Genomic DNA, 12,817 nt, shown 5'->3' with positions numbered 1-12,817 from the left:
GCATGAACCCCATCGCACTGCCCGCCGCGGACGAGTACGCGCCCTACTACGGCAGGTACGTCGCGCTCGTCGGCCCCGACGTGCTCGCCGCGCTGGAGTCGCAGGCGCGTACGACGGCCGCGCTGCTCGCGTCCACGCCCGAGACGAAGGGCGGATTCCGCTACGGCGAAGGGAAGTGGAGCGTGAAGGAGGTGATCGGCCACCTCGCCGACTGCGAACGCGTGTTCGCCTATCGCATCCTGAGCTTCGCGCGCGGAGACCAGACGAGCCTGCCCGGCTTCGACGAGAACGCGTGGATGCCGTTCACGACCTTCGACCGCCGCGCGCTCGCCGACCTGGCCGCGGAACTGGCCGCCGTCCGAGCGGCCACGCTGGCGCTCGTGCGCAGCCTCGACGAAGCGGCGCTCGCGCGCCGTGGCCGCGCCAACGACGCTCTCGTCAGCGTCCGGGGACTCGCGGCGATCATCGCGGGCCACGAAGCGCACCACGTGAAGCTGCTGCGCGAGCGATACGGGCTGACGGGCTGACCGCGGAGACGACCGGGGCCTTGCCGGGTCGCCCCTCTCAGGGGGCGACCACGAGGCTGCCCCGCATCGCCGGATGGAACTGGCACGAGTAGCTCAGGGCGCCGTCCTGACCGATCACCAGCGTCCACGAGGAATCGGGCGCGAGACTCCCGGAATCGAACGCCCGGGTGGACGAGGTGACCGTGTGCGGAACGAGGTCCCCGTTGGTCCATCGCACGGTGTCGCCCCGGGCGGCACGCACGACCGCGGGTTCGTACTTCATGGCCCTGATGTCCACGCGATACGAAACCGGAGCGCGGTGGGGCGAAGGACCGCAGCCCGCAGCCAGGACGATCGCGGCGCCGAGGGCCATGGCGGTTCCGCCGGCGAGTCTCGCTCGCCGGCGGGCCGGACTTCCATGACCTGCGGCGCGGCTCGAGTTCGCCGCGCGCTTCACTTCGACGACAGCGACGCCTGGATCATCTTGGCGTGCTCGAGATGGGCGACGAACGCCGGGCGGACGGCGACGAGCAGATCCTTGAGTTCCTGGTTCTCGACGGCGGGCACGATCGTCTTGTCCAGCATGTCGAGAACGGCCTGATGGTAGGCCACTTCGTTGTTCACGTACGCGCGGTCGAACGCCGATCGGGAGAGCTTGCGCATCGCGTTGCGGGTCGAGTCCGTGCTCGCGATCAGGGAACGGCTGGCCTGATTCGGCTGCGGGACGAGCTTCAACCGGGTGGCCAGGGCGGTCGCCTTGGCGTTGACCGAAGTGTGATCGGTCACCATCAACTGGGCGAACTCCTTCACGGACTTGTTCCGCGTCCGGGCGATCGCCAGTTCCCCGTTCTTGACGTCGATGGTGTTGGCAGCCAGCACGATCGCCGCGATGTTGGCATCGCTGAGTTTGGCGGTGTTCGCTGCCGAAGACGCAGGACTCTCAGCGCGTGCCGACGGCGCGATGCTCATTGCCGCACCCAGCGCGAGCGTCACCAGCACCCGTCGCGCACCGCTGAAGCTCATTCGGCCTTCATTTCTTTCCACCATGGCACCCTCCTGGGTTGAGTTGGGATCGCGTCTAAAACCAATGTATCGGATGTTTAGAGATGAGCCGCGATTCGGGTAGTTTTCCCGGGCCACTGCACCGATTCCTCGAACGGGTCGGAATCCATGGATACCAAGCACTTCGCCAAACAACTCCAGAGTCTGGCGGCCCTCGACGAGCCGGTCCGCCGCCGGCTCTACCTGTATGTCGTCCGGCTCGGCCGGGAGGTCGGGAGGGACGAGGCGGCACGCGCCATCGGGGCCTCGCGTGGTCTGGTGGCGTTTCACCTCGACAAGCTGGTCGAAGCGGACCTGCTGCGCGCTTCGTTTCGGAGGCTGTCCGGTCGCGCGGGACCCGGCGCCGGCCGGCCGTCGAAGCTCTACCGCCGCGCCGAGGGCCAGTTCGACCTCAGCGTGCCGCAGCGGCGCTACGAGCTCGCCGCGCACATCCTCGCGCAGGCGCTGGCGGCATCTCCGGCCGATGATCGGCGGGAGTCGCTCGTGCGCGCGGCACGGGAGTGGGGCGCCAGGCTCGCCGCGGACAGCTCCGAGGGCGGAAAGCCCGGGCCCGCGCTGACCCGCGCGAGCCGCGTCCTGCGTGTCTGCGGATTCGAGCCGCGCACGACGCCCGATGGCGAGGTCGTTCTCGGCAATTGCCCGTTCGATTCGCTCAGCGCGGACCGTCGTGAGCTCATCTGCGGCATGAACCTGGCCCTGATCGAAGGGCTGCTCTCGGGACTCGGCCTGCCCGGTGTGGAGGCGAGGCTCGCCCCGCGCGAGGGATGCTGTTGCGTCGCGCTGCGGGAGCGTTCCGCGAAGGGTTGACCGCGCAACGCGTCCACGACGGGCGACCGCCGGGTCCGCGGCGGTCCCGACGCCGGGGCGCGGCGGCGGGAAGCCCCGGCTCTATTCCCCGTACACCTTCATGCCCGCGGGAGCCTCCATGCCGTGCGCGCGCTGCGGCAGCTTCGTGTCCGGCTTCCACACGGCCGCGGTCGGCGCGTTCCAGCTCGCCTCGAAGATCTCGAGGCCCTGCGCCGCCAGCTTCGCGTTGCGGATCGTCAGTCCCACATTGCGCGTCGTCAGGAAGTAGCTCGGCTCCCAATTGCTGGTGCCGACCCACAGCCACTCGCCGTCCACGCTCATGTACTTGCAGTGCTCGACGCGCGCGAACGGGATGTAGCCGCCGCTCCACTCGGGAACGCGCGAGATCTTCACCTCGACGTTGGCGTGCGCCGCGAGATCGCGAAGCGCGCCCTCGTTGCCCCCGCCGAGCGTCCAGTCGGCGGCGATGAGCCGGACCCTGACGCCCCGCGCGGCGGCGGCGAGCAGGGCGTGGTGCAGCGTCGAGTCCACGCGGCCGCGCGAGCCGACGCCGTACTGCATGACCTGAACGTCCACCTCGCGCCGCGCGGCGGCGATGCGCTGCGCGATGAGGTCGCGGTCCCACGGAATGCCGGCCGGGGTGGTGGCGCGCGGGCTCGCGCCGAACCACACTTCCGCGGTGTCGCCCGGAGCCTGAACGACCCGCCGCGGCCACGCCGGGCCGGCGTACGCGGCGGGGTGGAAGGCGACGGTCGTGTCGGCGGCGCCCCAGTCACTCTCGAAGACCGCGCCTGCCGCGGCCGCGAGCACCGGATCTGTGGCCCGCACCCCCAGCTCGTGGATCTGCGAGAGCGCGCGCCAGTCGAGGTTCTGGCTGCCGAGCCAAAGGTCGCCGCCGTCCACGATCATGAACTTGGCGTGCTGGACTCCCCCCGCGAGCCGGCGGTAGTCCACGCGGCGGAACTGCACGTTCGCGAGCCTGGCGAGCGAGTCCGCCGGCATCGGGTAGGTGCGATACATCGAGGCGTCGAGCAGCAACCGCACCCGGACGCCGCGCGCGGCCGCGCGGCCGATCTCGTCGAGCACCGGCTGCAACGCCTCGCCCGGACGATGGGAGAGGTAGAAGTGCTCGAGGTCGAGCGTGCGTTTCGCGCCGCGGATCATCTCGACCCAGACGTCGCGTGCCGCCGGGATGGCGGGATCGCCGAGTGAGGTCTCGAGCGGACGAGACTCGCCGAGCCGGAGCGCCTGGGCGCCCGCGATCGACGCGGCGGCGAGCGTGGCGACCGCGAGCAGCGGCAGGAGTAGGGTGGAGCTACGCATGGGGGCCTCGGGGTTCGCGGGTCACGGTTCGGTGAGTGCGCTGCAGCATACCGCAGGTTCCGCCGCCCGCCCGGCAGCGCGCGCGACGCCGGTGTCGAGCGGCGCGCGGGCGTGCTCGCGCCGGGCGAAGCGGCGCGTGGCTGCGGCGCGGGCGTTCGCCGCCGTGGCGAGTCTGGACGCCTTCGCGCTAGTCTGCGCGCGACCCGCGGCCCTGCGAATGGACTGCACGTCGGACGCGAACCGGGGAGCGTGACCGCCCGGAGGCGAACGTGAACCCGACGCAGACTCGGCCCAAGGCCCCGACCGATCACCGCCGAACCCGCACGAGGCCGCACCCCACGTGACCACCCACGCGCCGAACCCGATCGACTGGCTGCTGCTCGTCCTCCTCGCCCTCGGGCTGCCGCTGCGCGCCTGGCTGGCCATGCGGCGCCTGCGCGCGGCGAGCGAAGACGAGGCCGCACGCCTGCGCCCGCGACTCTGGCTGCGCGCGATCACGACCCAGTGGCTGCTCTCGGCGGCGGTGATCCTGCAGTGGCTGGTGACGCGCCGCCCGCTCGACTCGCTGTCGCTCTCGCCGGCGCTGGGCTGGGGCGCGGCGGGAGTGCTGCTCGGCGTGGCCGTCATGGCCGTCCTGTTCGGCGCGCAGCGCCGCGGCCTCGCCTCGTCGCCGGAAGTGGCCGCGCGCCTCTCGGAACGGCTCGCGCCCGTGAAACGATTGATGCCGGCCTCGCGCGCCGAGTGGCCGGGTTTCGTCGCTCTCTGCCTCACCGCCGGCGTCTGCGAGGAACTGCTCTTCCGCGGCTTCCTGCTGTGGCTCTTCGCGCAGTTCCTGCCGGCCTGGTGGCAGGCGGCGCTCGCGCAGGCGGCGCTCTTCGGGATCGCGCATGCCTACCAGGGCGCCCGCGGCGTGCTGCAGACCTTCGCGGTCGGCGTGTTCCTGACCGGAGTGATGTGGATCTCGGGCGCGATCTGGCCCGCGATGCTCGTGCACGCCCTGCTCGATCTGAACTCCGGCGACTTCGCGGTCCGCATCGCCGGGCTGCAGCGCTCGCGCGAGGTCCGGCCGGCTTGAGCGGTCCGGACGCGGGGCCCGACTCACTGCGCCTGCCGGTGCCGCGGGCGCTGTTCCGGCTCGCGCTGCCCATCCTCGCCTCGCAGGTCCTGCGACTCGCGTTCCAGTGGGTGGACGCGCTGTGGGTGCGGGGACTCGGCGTGGACGCGACGGCCGCCATCACGACCTCGGTGTTCGTGATGTGGGCGGTGCTCTCGCTGTACGACGTCTTCGGCTTCGGCATCGGCGCGTACGTGAGCCAGCTGGTCGGTGCGGGGGAGCGCCGGCGCGCCGGCCTCGCGGCCTGGAAGGGGCTGCGCGCCTCGGCGGCCATGGGCCTCGCGGGCGTGGTCGCGGGGCTCTTCTTCGCGCGGCCGATCTACTCGCTCGTCACGACCGACCCGGGCGTGGTCGAGGCCGGCGCGTCCTACCTGCGCATCGTGCTGCTCGGCACGCCGCTCATCATGATGTCGTTGTCGTGCGAGAGCGTGCTGCGCGCCTGCGGCGACACTCGCACGCCCTTCCTCGTGGACCTGTTCGCGGTGACGCTCAACGCGCTGCTGGCGCCGGTCCTCATCTACGGGCTGGGACCGTTCCCGCGCATGGGCGTGGCCGGCGCCGCGACCGCCACGGTGGCGGCGCAGGCCGTCATGCTCGGCTGCTACGCGACGTTCGCGCTGCGAAGGCACCCGTCGCTGCCGCTCGCGCGCTCGGCGGAGGGCCCGCCGCTGCGCGTGCTCGGCATGGCGAAGGTGGGGCTGCCCGCGGCGAGCATCGGCCTGCTCTTCTCGCTCGTCTACATCGCGTTCACCCGCGCGGCCTCCCAGTGGGGCCCGGCGGCGGTCGCGGTCGTCGGCATCGTCAACCGTGTCGAGGCGATCCAGTTCGTCGTCTCGGCGGCGATCGGTTTCGCCGCTGCGACGATGGTCGGCCAGTCGCTCGGCGCCGGAGCGTCGGCGCGCGCCGAGGAGACGATTCGCACCGGTCAGCGCTGGGCGCTGCTCTTTTCGCTCGCGCTGACCGCGCTCTACCTGATCTGGCCGCGCCTGTTCCTCGCGATGTTCACGCGGGATCCGCAGGTGCTCGCGCTCGGTACGCCCTACATGCGCGTCATCGCGCTCACGCTGGTCGCGACAGGGCTCGAGATCGTCACGGCCGAGGCGGTGATGGGTTCGGGCCACACGCTCGCCGTTTCGTGGATCTACACGATCGTCTCGCTCGCCCGCATTCCGCTCGCGATGCTCGTGCCGCGCTGGACCGGCGGCGGGCTGCAGTCCATCGCCTGGCTCATCACCCTCACCTGCGTCGTGCGCACCGGGGCCATTCTGATGTGGGCCGCGCGTGGCACCTGGAAGCGCGGCCTCGCGACGGAGCTGCACGGGCATGCCGCGACGGCGACGGCCGAGGACCCCGGCGCGGCGGTCTGACGGAGCGCGAGTCGCTCCCGCTGGCGGCACGAGGAGCGGCCAGTCTAGACTCCCCGCCCGACACCTCCGCACGACCCGAAGGGACCCCATGCAATACCGCTACGTCATCGTCGGCGGCGGACTCGCCGCCGCATCGGCCATCGAGGGCATTCGCTCGCGCGACCGCGAGGGCGGCATCCTGCTGTTCTCGCGCGAGAATCACCTGCCGTACCGGCGCTCGCCCCTCTCGAAGGACGCCTGGACGCCGGGCTTCGATCTCGGCGCGCTGGCGGTGCACCCCGACTCCTACTACGACGAGATGCAGGTCGAGGTCCGCCTGCGGCGCGAAGTCGTCGAGCTCGACCCCGACTCGCGGGTGCTGTGGGACGAGCGTGGCGAGAGCGTCGGATTCGACGAACTGCTGTTCGCGACGGGCTGCCGGCCCAGACGCCTGCACGCCGAGGGCGCGGCCGAATCGCCCAGCGTTCGTTACTACCGGGACCTCGAGGACTTCCTCGACCTGCAGCGCCGGATCGAGCAGCTGCAACACGCGACCGTGGTGGGCGGGGGATTCGTGGCGGTCGAGCTCGCGGGGACGCTGCGGGCGCGCGGACTGCAGGTCACGCTCGTGTTCCCCGAGGAGTGGCCGCTTTACCGGCAGCTGCCGCGCTCGCTCGGCACCGGGCTCGTGGAAGTGCTGCGCGACATGGGGGTCGAGATCGTCTCGGGCGAGACCCTGGTCCGGATCCACGAAGCGCACGGGTTCGTGCAGGCGCGCACGTACGGCGGCAACGACCTCACGACGCAGCTCGTGGTCGTGGACCAGGGCAGCGAAGCGCAGGTGGAGCTCGCCGACGCGGCCGGGCTCGACACCGACGACGGCATCGTCGTGGACGAGCACGGTCGCGCTTCGAAGCCGCACACGTGGGCGGCGGGGGACGTCGCCGAGTTTCCCTACCTCGCGCTCGGGCAGCTCATGCGGGTCGAGGGCGCCGACCACGCCGGGCAGCACGGCCGGCTCGTCGGCGAGAACATGGCGGGCGCGGACCGGACCTACGACCACCTGCCGCTCAAGGGGTTCCAGATCGGATCGCTGCGCTTCGAGGGTGTCGGCGAGCTCAGCTCGCGCCTCGACAGCGATGAGGTGTGGCCCGAGCCGGGACGCGAGGGCGTGATCTTCTACCTGCGGGACGACGTCGTGCGGGGCGTGCTGCTGTGCAACGTGCCCGACCGGCTCGAGTGGGCGCGCGACCTGATCCGCGCCGCGAAACCGATGTCGGCGGCGGAGCGCGCCGCGCTCCTGCCGGTGAAGGCCTGAACGGCGTGCGACGCGGGCTGTCGGCGCGCATGCTGATCGGCCTGGCGGCCGGGCTATTGCTCGGAGCGGGCGCGCACCTGCTCTGGCACGACAGCGTCGCCCTCGAGCGGTTCGTGAGGCTCGTCTCCGAGCCGGGCGGCAGGATCTTCCTGCGGCTGCTGTTCATGCTCGTCCTACCGCTCATCGTTTCGGCGCTCGCGCTGGGCGTCGCGGGGCTCGGCGACCTGCGCAACCTCGGCCGCATCGGGCTCAAGACCTTCGCCTACACGGTCGTGGTCTCGCTCATCGCGGTGCTGATCGGGGTCGCGACCATCAACCTCGTACGCCCGGGCGCGGGACTTTCGCCCGGGCTGCGCGAGCGGCTCTCGGCGCTGGCGAGCGGTGCGCCGCCGCCCGCGCCCGCCGCGGGCGCGACCGGGGTGGATTTCCTCGTCGGGCTGTTCCCGAACAACCCGATCCGGGCGATGGCCGACGGCGACATGCTCGCGGTCATGGTCTTCGCGCTGCTTCTCGGCATCGGCCTCGCGATGACCCGCGGCGACGCGGCGCGCAGGTTCGAGGACACGCTGCAGGGGCTCTACGACGTCGTCATGCGGCTGCTCGGGCTGGTGCTCGAGGTCGCGCCGCTGGGCGTCGCCTGCCTCATGTTCACGCTCACCGCCCGGCTCGGGCTCGGGGTGCTGTGGCAGCTCGGCGCCTACGTGTTCGCGGTCGTGCTCGCGCTTTCGGTCCATCAGTTCGTCGTCTACCCGGCGCTGGTGGCGTGGCTCGGCGGGCGAAGCCCGCGGCAGTTCTTCCTGGCCATACGACCCGCCATGGTGACCGCGTTCTCGACCGCTTCGAGCAACGCCACGCTGCCGACGGCCCTGCTCGTGGCCGAGGAGAACCTGAGGTTGCCGCGCCACGTGAGCCGCTTCGTGCTGACGCTCGGCTCGACCGCGAACCAGAACGGCACCGCGCTCTTCGAGGGCATGACGGTGCTGTTCCTGGCGCAGTTCTACGGCGTGCCGCTGACGCTCGCGCAGCAGGTGAGCGTGGTGTTCATCTGCGTGCTCGGCGGCATCGGCACGGCGGGCGTTCCCGCCGGCTCGATCCCGGTCGTGGTCATGATCCTCGGCATGGTCGGCATTCCCGCCGAGGGCATCGGCATGATCCTCGGCGTGGATCGCTTCCTCGACATGTGCCGCACCACGCTCAACGTGACCGGAGACCTCGCCGCGGCGGTCGTCGTCGCACGCGGCGAGCCGGACGCGGCCGCCCGCTCGCTCGACTAGCGGCCCGGTGGCGACGGACGCGGCGCACGACGCCGCAGGACCTCGCTACGACTCGCGTGAGGCGGGGCCGGCGCCGGGAGCTTCGCCGCCGCCCGAAGGCAGCAGCATGTCCTCGAAGAAGAAAGCCGCCAGCTCGGCGCGGCCGGAAAGGCCCGACTTGCGGTAAACGCTCACCGCGTGCTGGCGCACCGTGCGCTCGCTCCTCTTCGTCAGGCCGGCCGTCTCCTTGTGGCTGTAGCCCTTGAGCAGAAACATCGCCGTCTCCTTCTCGGCGGGCGTCAGCGCCCAGTCGTCGAACTGGCGGTCCATCGCCTCGCCGAGGCCGCGCAGCGCGTTCTGCGCGACTGCCTGCCAGCGGTCGCGCTCGGCCTTGCGGGTGGCGAGTGCCGCGCGGACGCCGGCGAGCGAGCGCTCGGTGCTGAGCCAGCCGCGCAGGAGCAGGACCGCCGCGACCGCCACGAACACGATGAACGAAAGCTCGACGTACGCGTGGCTGCCCCGCCAGAGCCCGGGCGAATCCGTGACGAGGTCAATCGTGCCCGACACCGCCGCGCCGACCAGCAGCCAGGCGACGATGGCCCGGGTCCGGGCCGCGCGCTCGTTCGAAAAGGGATCGGTCATTTGCCGGGGGTCCACCGTAGCAACGACTTGAGCGGTCACCATACGGCATCTGCCCGATGTGCGCGATCTCCTCGGGGTCCTAGCCTGCGACGGTCCCGCGGTTCACGTCCCAACCTGTACCCGGAGGCAACGCCATGTCCCGTTCCAGCAAGCTCGCTCTCGTCGTGATCGTCCCCGTCCTGCTGTTCGCCGCGGTCCAGCTCGTGCCCTACGGCCGCAACCATGCGAACCCGCCCGACGGCGCGCTCGTCGCGTTCGACTCGCCCGCCACGAAACAACTTGCCGAACGCGCCTGCTTCGACTGCCACAGCAATCGCACGAAGTGGCCGTGGTACTCGAACATCGCCCCGATCTCGTGGCGCATCCAGCGGCACGTGGACGAAGGCCGCGGGGAACTCAACCTGACCGCGTTCGACCCGGCGAGCGAGGACATGGCCGACGCAGCCGGCGAGGCGGGGGAGACCATCACCAAGGGCGAAATGCCCCCCGCGGACTACCTCCTCGCACACCCGGAGGCGCGTCTGAGCTCCGCCGAGAAGCAGGCGCTGGTCGCCGGCCTCGACAGGACCTTCGCCGTCTTCGTCGAGCGCGAGAAGCAGTACAAGCTCGAGAAGGAACGCAGGAGCGGCAGAGAGTAGCGACACGGCAGGGACGTGAGCGAAGGCCGGCCACGGAGCCGTTCGCGGGGCTGGAAATACCCGCGAGCGGCTCGCGTACCGAGGCCTTCGCTCACCGGGCCGGCGCGGGCGCCTCCCGGCTCCCATGTCGCCCCGGCTCAGCGCCCGATCACGACGACCGGGGTCGAGGCCTGTCCGTCGGCGGTGCGAAGGCGGGCGTGGTAGACGCCCGCGGGCAGCCCGGCTGAGTTCACCGCGACCTGGTGGCGCCCCGCGGCACGCAACTCGTTCGCGACCAGCGTGCGAACGCGCCGGCCCTGGACGTCGTGCAGCTCGAGCGTCACCAGGCCCGGCGCGGGCAGGTCGAACGCGAGCGTGCCGTGGCCGCGCAGCGGGTGGGGCGTCGGGCTCGCCAGGCGAACGCCGGGCCGGGTGTTTCGCGACCACGGCACCGACACCGTCGTGATGGAAAGATCCTGGATCGCCGCCAGGTGCGTGCGCGCCACGCCGGCGAGGCTGTTGAAGAGGCCGCCGACGTAGATCATCTGTCCGCCGCTCGCCAGCGCGTTGACCTGGCCGAAGTCGAGGTTCGCGGTCCACGGAAGCGCCACGGCGGTGGCGGAGTCCACGACCGCGAATCTCGAGCGCGACACGCCGCTGATCATCGTGAACGTGCCGCCGATGTAGACGCGCGAGCCGATGGGCAGGACCTCGTCGCACGGCGCGCTCGGGTTGGGGCGCCACGCCAGCGCCTGTCCGGTGATCGGATCCATCACCGCCACGCGCGGACGGTTGAAACCGCCGATGTTGAAGAACTGGCCCGCCGCGTAGACCCGGCTCGGCGTCACGGTGAGTCCGGTGACCGTTCCGTCGGCGCCGGGATTCCACGTCAGCACGGTTCCCGAATCCGGGTGGAGCGCGACGATGCGGTTGCGCGTCAGGCCTCCGACCGTGGTGAACGCGCCGGCGGCGTACACGCGCCCGTGTCCGAGCGCGAGCGCGTTGACCACGCCTCCGGAGTTCGGGTTCCACGTCCGCACGGCGCCCCCCGCCGTGTCCACGGCGGCGAGGCGGTTGCGGGCCTGCCCCCCGACGGTGGTGAACTGACCGCCGAGATAGACCGTGGTGTCGTTGGCGGCGAGCGCGTTGACGCTGCTGCTGGCGGCGGGATTCCACGGCAGCACCGCGCCGGTGACGGCGTGGACCGCGGCAAGGCGGCTGCGCGAGACGCCGCCGACGTTGGTGAACTGGCCGCCGAGGTAGATCTTGTCGCCGACCTTGAGCATGGTGTTGACCTCGCTGCCCGCGTTCGGATTCCATGAGGTGGCGACTCCGGTGCCGAGGTCGAACGCGGCGAGGTTGTTGCGCAGGAGCACGTTCATGGCCCAGAAGTAGCCGCCGACGTAGAGCGTGGTCCCCTGTGCCGCGAGGACGTCCACGCTCGCGCTGGCCATCGGGTTCCACGACAGCGGCGCCGCCGTGAGCGGATCGAGCGCGGCGAGAAAGTTCCGGGACTGACCGGCGATGGTCTGGAATCCGCCGCCGACGTACGGAACGCCCGCGACGACGGCGAGCGCGCTGACCGAGCCGCTCAGGTTCGGATTCCACGACGTGGCGATCCCGGTCGTGGCCGACAGTTCGGCCAGCGAATAGCGCGAGACGTTGCCGTTGACCATGTAGAAGTTGCCGCCGACGTACAGGTTGGTCCCGTTCGGCACGATGCAGCCGACCTCGCCGGCCACGTTGGGGTTCCACGCCGTGAGGGCGCCGGTCGTGGTGTTCACGGCGGCGAGCGCGTTGCGGATCGTGCCGAAGAGCTTGTTGAAGCGACCGCCGGCGTAGAGCGTGCCGCCGTCGAGCCGCAGCTCCATGACTTCGGGGAACTGGGTCACGGTGTCGGCGACGGCCGGATTCCACGCGGTCACCGATCCGGTCCCCGTGGTGTCGATGGCTGCGAGGCACGAACGGGGCTGGAGGCCGACGGTCGAGAACAACCCGCCGGCGTAGACGATGCCGCCCGAGACGACCACGGCATGGACGGTGGCGCTCGCGTTGGGATTCCAGCTCGTCAGCGCACCCGTCGCGGCGTCGAACGCCGCGAGCCGGTTGCGCGGGGCACCGCCGGCCTGGGTGAAGAAGCCGCCCGCGTACAGAACGCCGTTCGCGAGCGCGAGGGACTCCACCCGGTCGCTGGCGCTCGCGGTCCACGCGGCGACCGTGCCGTCGGCGTTGATCCGCGCCAGGTTCTGGCGCCGCAGGCCGCCCACCGAGTCGAACGAGCCGGCGATGAACCATCCGCCCGAGCCATCGGGAATGATCGCGTGCACGCTGCCGCGTACGGCGGCGCTGGCGAGGGGCGCATTGGCCCCGGCCGTGAAGCGCAGCGCCCCGCCCGTCCACGGCCCGACGTTCTTGAACAGACCTGCGGCGTAGAGCGTGTCGCCGGAACGGACGAGGGCGTTGACCTCACCATCGGGAACCCACAGGTCGAGGTCCACCAGTTGGGCGAACGCCGGGGAGGCGCCCAGGGCGATCCACAGCGGTAGGAGCAGCCGGAGCAGCAGGCGGCCGGGCGCGGTGCGAAGCAAGGGTCGGCTCAAGATGTTCTCCCGCAGGGTGGGTTCGAACGGTTCGGCGACTCGGCGCCGGCGCGGAAATCGGACGGCGACGTCACGACCAGATATGCGCAAGAACCGCCGGAAAACCGTCATGGGACTTCGTCGCCGGTGACACCCTTCTTCCGCGGCCGGCGGTACGCCGGGTCCGGGCCGTCCTGCCGCCCTCGGCTGGGTGGGGGCGGATCCCGCGCGCCCGTACGTGTGCGAGCAC

General features: G+C 71.4%; 12 protein-coding genes. 7 read left to right on the top strand and 5 right to left on the bottom strand.

Annotation, left to right across the window (positions count from 1 at the left end; genetic code table 11):
- Positions 1-2 precede the first annotated feature (2 nt).
- Positions 3-527, top strand: a complete 525-nt coding sequence (locus IT347_02810) for a DinB family protein (GenBank protein ID MCC6348505.1) — start codon at positions 3-5, stop codon at positions 525-527.
- Positions 528-564: 37 nt separating this feature from the next.
- On the opposite strand, the gene IT347_02805 is transcribed toward IT347_02810, so the two are convergent.
- Positions 565-879, bottom strand: a complete 315-nt coding sequence (locus IT347_02805) for a cupredoxin family copper-binding protein (protein ID MCC6348504.1) — start codon at positions 877-879, stop codon at positions 565-567.
- An 80-nt stretch (positions 880-959) separates the two neighbouring features.
- On the bottom strand, positions 960-1,529 hold the full coding sequence (locus IT347_02800; protein ID MCC6348503.1) for a DUF4142 domain-containing protein: 570 nt from the start codon (positions 1,527-1,529) through the stop codon (positions 960-962).
- A 147-nt stretch (positions 1,530-1,676) separates the two neighbouring features.
- Between IT347_02800 and IT347_02795 the strand changes: the two genes are divergently transcribed.
- Positions 1,677-2,375: a transcriptional regulator gene (locus IT347_02795; GenBank protein ID MCC6348502.1), complete on the top strand. Its 699-nt coding sequence runs from the start codon at positions 1,677-1,679 to the stop codon at positions 2,373-2,375.
- Positions 2,376-2,456: 81 nt separating this feature from the next.
- Here the strand turns inward: IT347_02795 and IT347_02790 are convergent, their stop codons facing one another.
- The gene (locus IT347_02790) at positions 2,457-3,698 is read right to left on the bottom strand and encodes a hypothetical protein (GenBank protein MCC6348501.1); all 1,242 of its coding nucleotides are present in this window, start codon (positions 3,696-3,698) and stop codon (positions 2,457-2,459) included.
- A 340-nt stretch (positions 3,699-4,038) separates the two neighbouring features.
- Here IT347_02790 and IT347_02785 point away from each other — a divergent pair, with 340 nt between their 5' ends.
- From IT347_02785 to IT347_02770, 4 genes are all read left to right on the top strand, one after another.
- The gene (locus IT347_02785) at positions 4,039-4,773 is read left to right on the top strand and encodes a CPBP family intramembrane metalloprotease (GenBank protein ID MCC6348500.1); all 735 of its coding nucleotides are present in this window, start codon (positions 4,039-4,041) and stop codon (positions 4,771-4,773) included.
- Positions 4,770-6,179 (top strand): MATE family efflux transporter, encoded by a 1,410-nt coding sequence (locus tag IT347_02780; protein MCC6348499.1) that lies wholly within the window; start codon positions 4,770-4,772, stop codon positions 6,177-6,179. The genes IT347_02785 and IT347_02780 overlap by 4 nt, the downstream gene beginning before the upstream one ends.
- Positions 6,180-6,267: 88 nt before the next feature.
- A complete protein-coding gene (locus tag IT347_02775) occupies positions 6,268-7,476 on the top strand; it encodes an FAD-dependent oxidoreductase (GenBank protein MCC6348498.1) in 1,209 nt (402 codons plus the stop codon).
- A gap of 29 nt (positions 7,477-7,505) precedes the next feature.
- On the top strand, positions 7,506-8,750 hold the full coding sequence (locus tag IT347_02770) for a dicarboxylate/amino acid:cation symporter (protein ID MCC6348497.1): 1,245 nt from the start codon (positions 7,506-7,508) through the stop codon (positions 8,748-8,750).
- A gap of 45 nt (positions 8,751-8,795) precedes the next feature.
- On the opposite strand, the gene IT347_02765 is transcribed toward IT347_02770, so the two are convergent.
- The gene (locus IT347_02765) at positions 8,796-9,371 is read right to left on the bottom strand and encodes a response regulator transcription factor (GenBank protein ID MCC6348496.1); all 576 of its coding nucleotides are present in this window, start codon (positions 9,369-9,371) and stop codon (positions 8,796-8,798) included.
- A gap of 134 nt (positions 9,372-9,505) precedes the next feature.
- Between IT347_02765 and IT347_02760 the strand changes: the two genes are divergently transcribed.
- On the top strand, positions 9,506-10,009 hold the full coding sequence (locus tag IT347_02760) for a heme-binding domain-containing protein (protein ID MCC6348495.1): 504 nt from the start codon (positions 9,506-9,508) through the stop codon (positions 10,007-10,009).
- Positions 10,010-10,146: 137 nt separating this feature from the next.
- On the opposite strand, the gene IT347_02755 is transcribed toward IT347_02760, so the two are convergent.
- Entirely contained in the window at positions 10,147-12,588 is a 2,442-nt protein-coding gene (locus IT347_02755; GenBank protein MCC6348494.1) for a PQQ-binding-like beta-propeller repeat protein, read from the bottom strand.
- Positions 12,589-12,817 lie beyond the last annotated feature (229 nt).

The organism is Candidatus Eisenbacteria bacterium (genome assembly GCA_020847735.1).
Lineage (GTDB): Bacteria > Eisenbacteria > RBG-16-71-46 > RBG-16-71-46 > RBG-16-71-46 > CAIXRL01.
Note: the sequence above shows the minus strand (reverse complement) of the source record. Positions and strands in the feature narration are given on the sequence as shown.

Excerpts from the sequence above, each read along its gene's own strand:
- IT347_02810 (MCC6348505.1), top strand. The coding sequence starts at position 3 with ATGAACCCCATCGCACTGCCCGCCGCGGACGAGTACGCGCCCTACTAC.
- IT347_02805 (MCC6348504.1), bottom strand. The coding sequence starts at position 879 with ATGGCCCTCGGCGCCGCGATCGTCCTGGCTGCGGGCTGCGGTCCTTCG.
- IT347_02800 (MCC6348503.1), bottom strand. The coding sequence starts at position 1,529 with ATGAGCTTCAGCGGTGCGCGACGGGTGCTGGTGACGCTCGCGCTGGGT.
- IT347_02795 (MCC6348502.1), top strand. The coding sequence starts at position 1,677 with ATGGATACCAAGCACTTCGCCAAACAACTCCAGAGTCTGGCGGCCCTC.
- IT347_02790 (MCC6348501.1), bottom strand. The coding sequence starts at position 3,698 with ATGCGTAGCTCCACCCTACTCCTGCCGCTGCTCGCGGTCGCCACGCTC.
- IT347_02775 (MCC6348498.1), top strand. The coding sequence starts at position 6,268 with ATGCAATACCGCTACGTCATCGTCGGCGGCGGACTCGCCGCCGCATCG.
- IT347_02770 (MCC6348497.1), top strand. The coding sequence starts at position 7,506 with ATGCTGATCGGCCTGGCGGCCGGGCTATTGCTCGGAGCGGGCGCGCAC.
- IT347_02765 (MCC6348496.1), bottom strand. The coding sequence starts at position 9,371 with ATGACCGATCCCTTTTCGAACGAGCGCGCGGCCCGGACCCGGGCCATC.
- IT347_02760 (MCC6348495.1), top strand. The coding sequence starts at position 9,506 with ATGTCCCGTTCCAGCAAGCTCGCTCTCGTCGTGATCGTCCCCGTCCTG.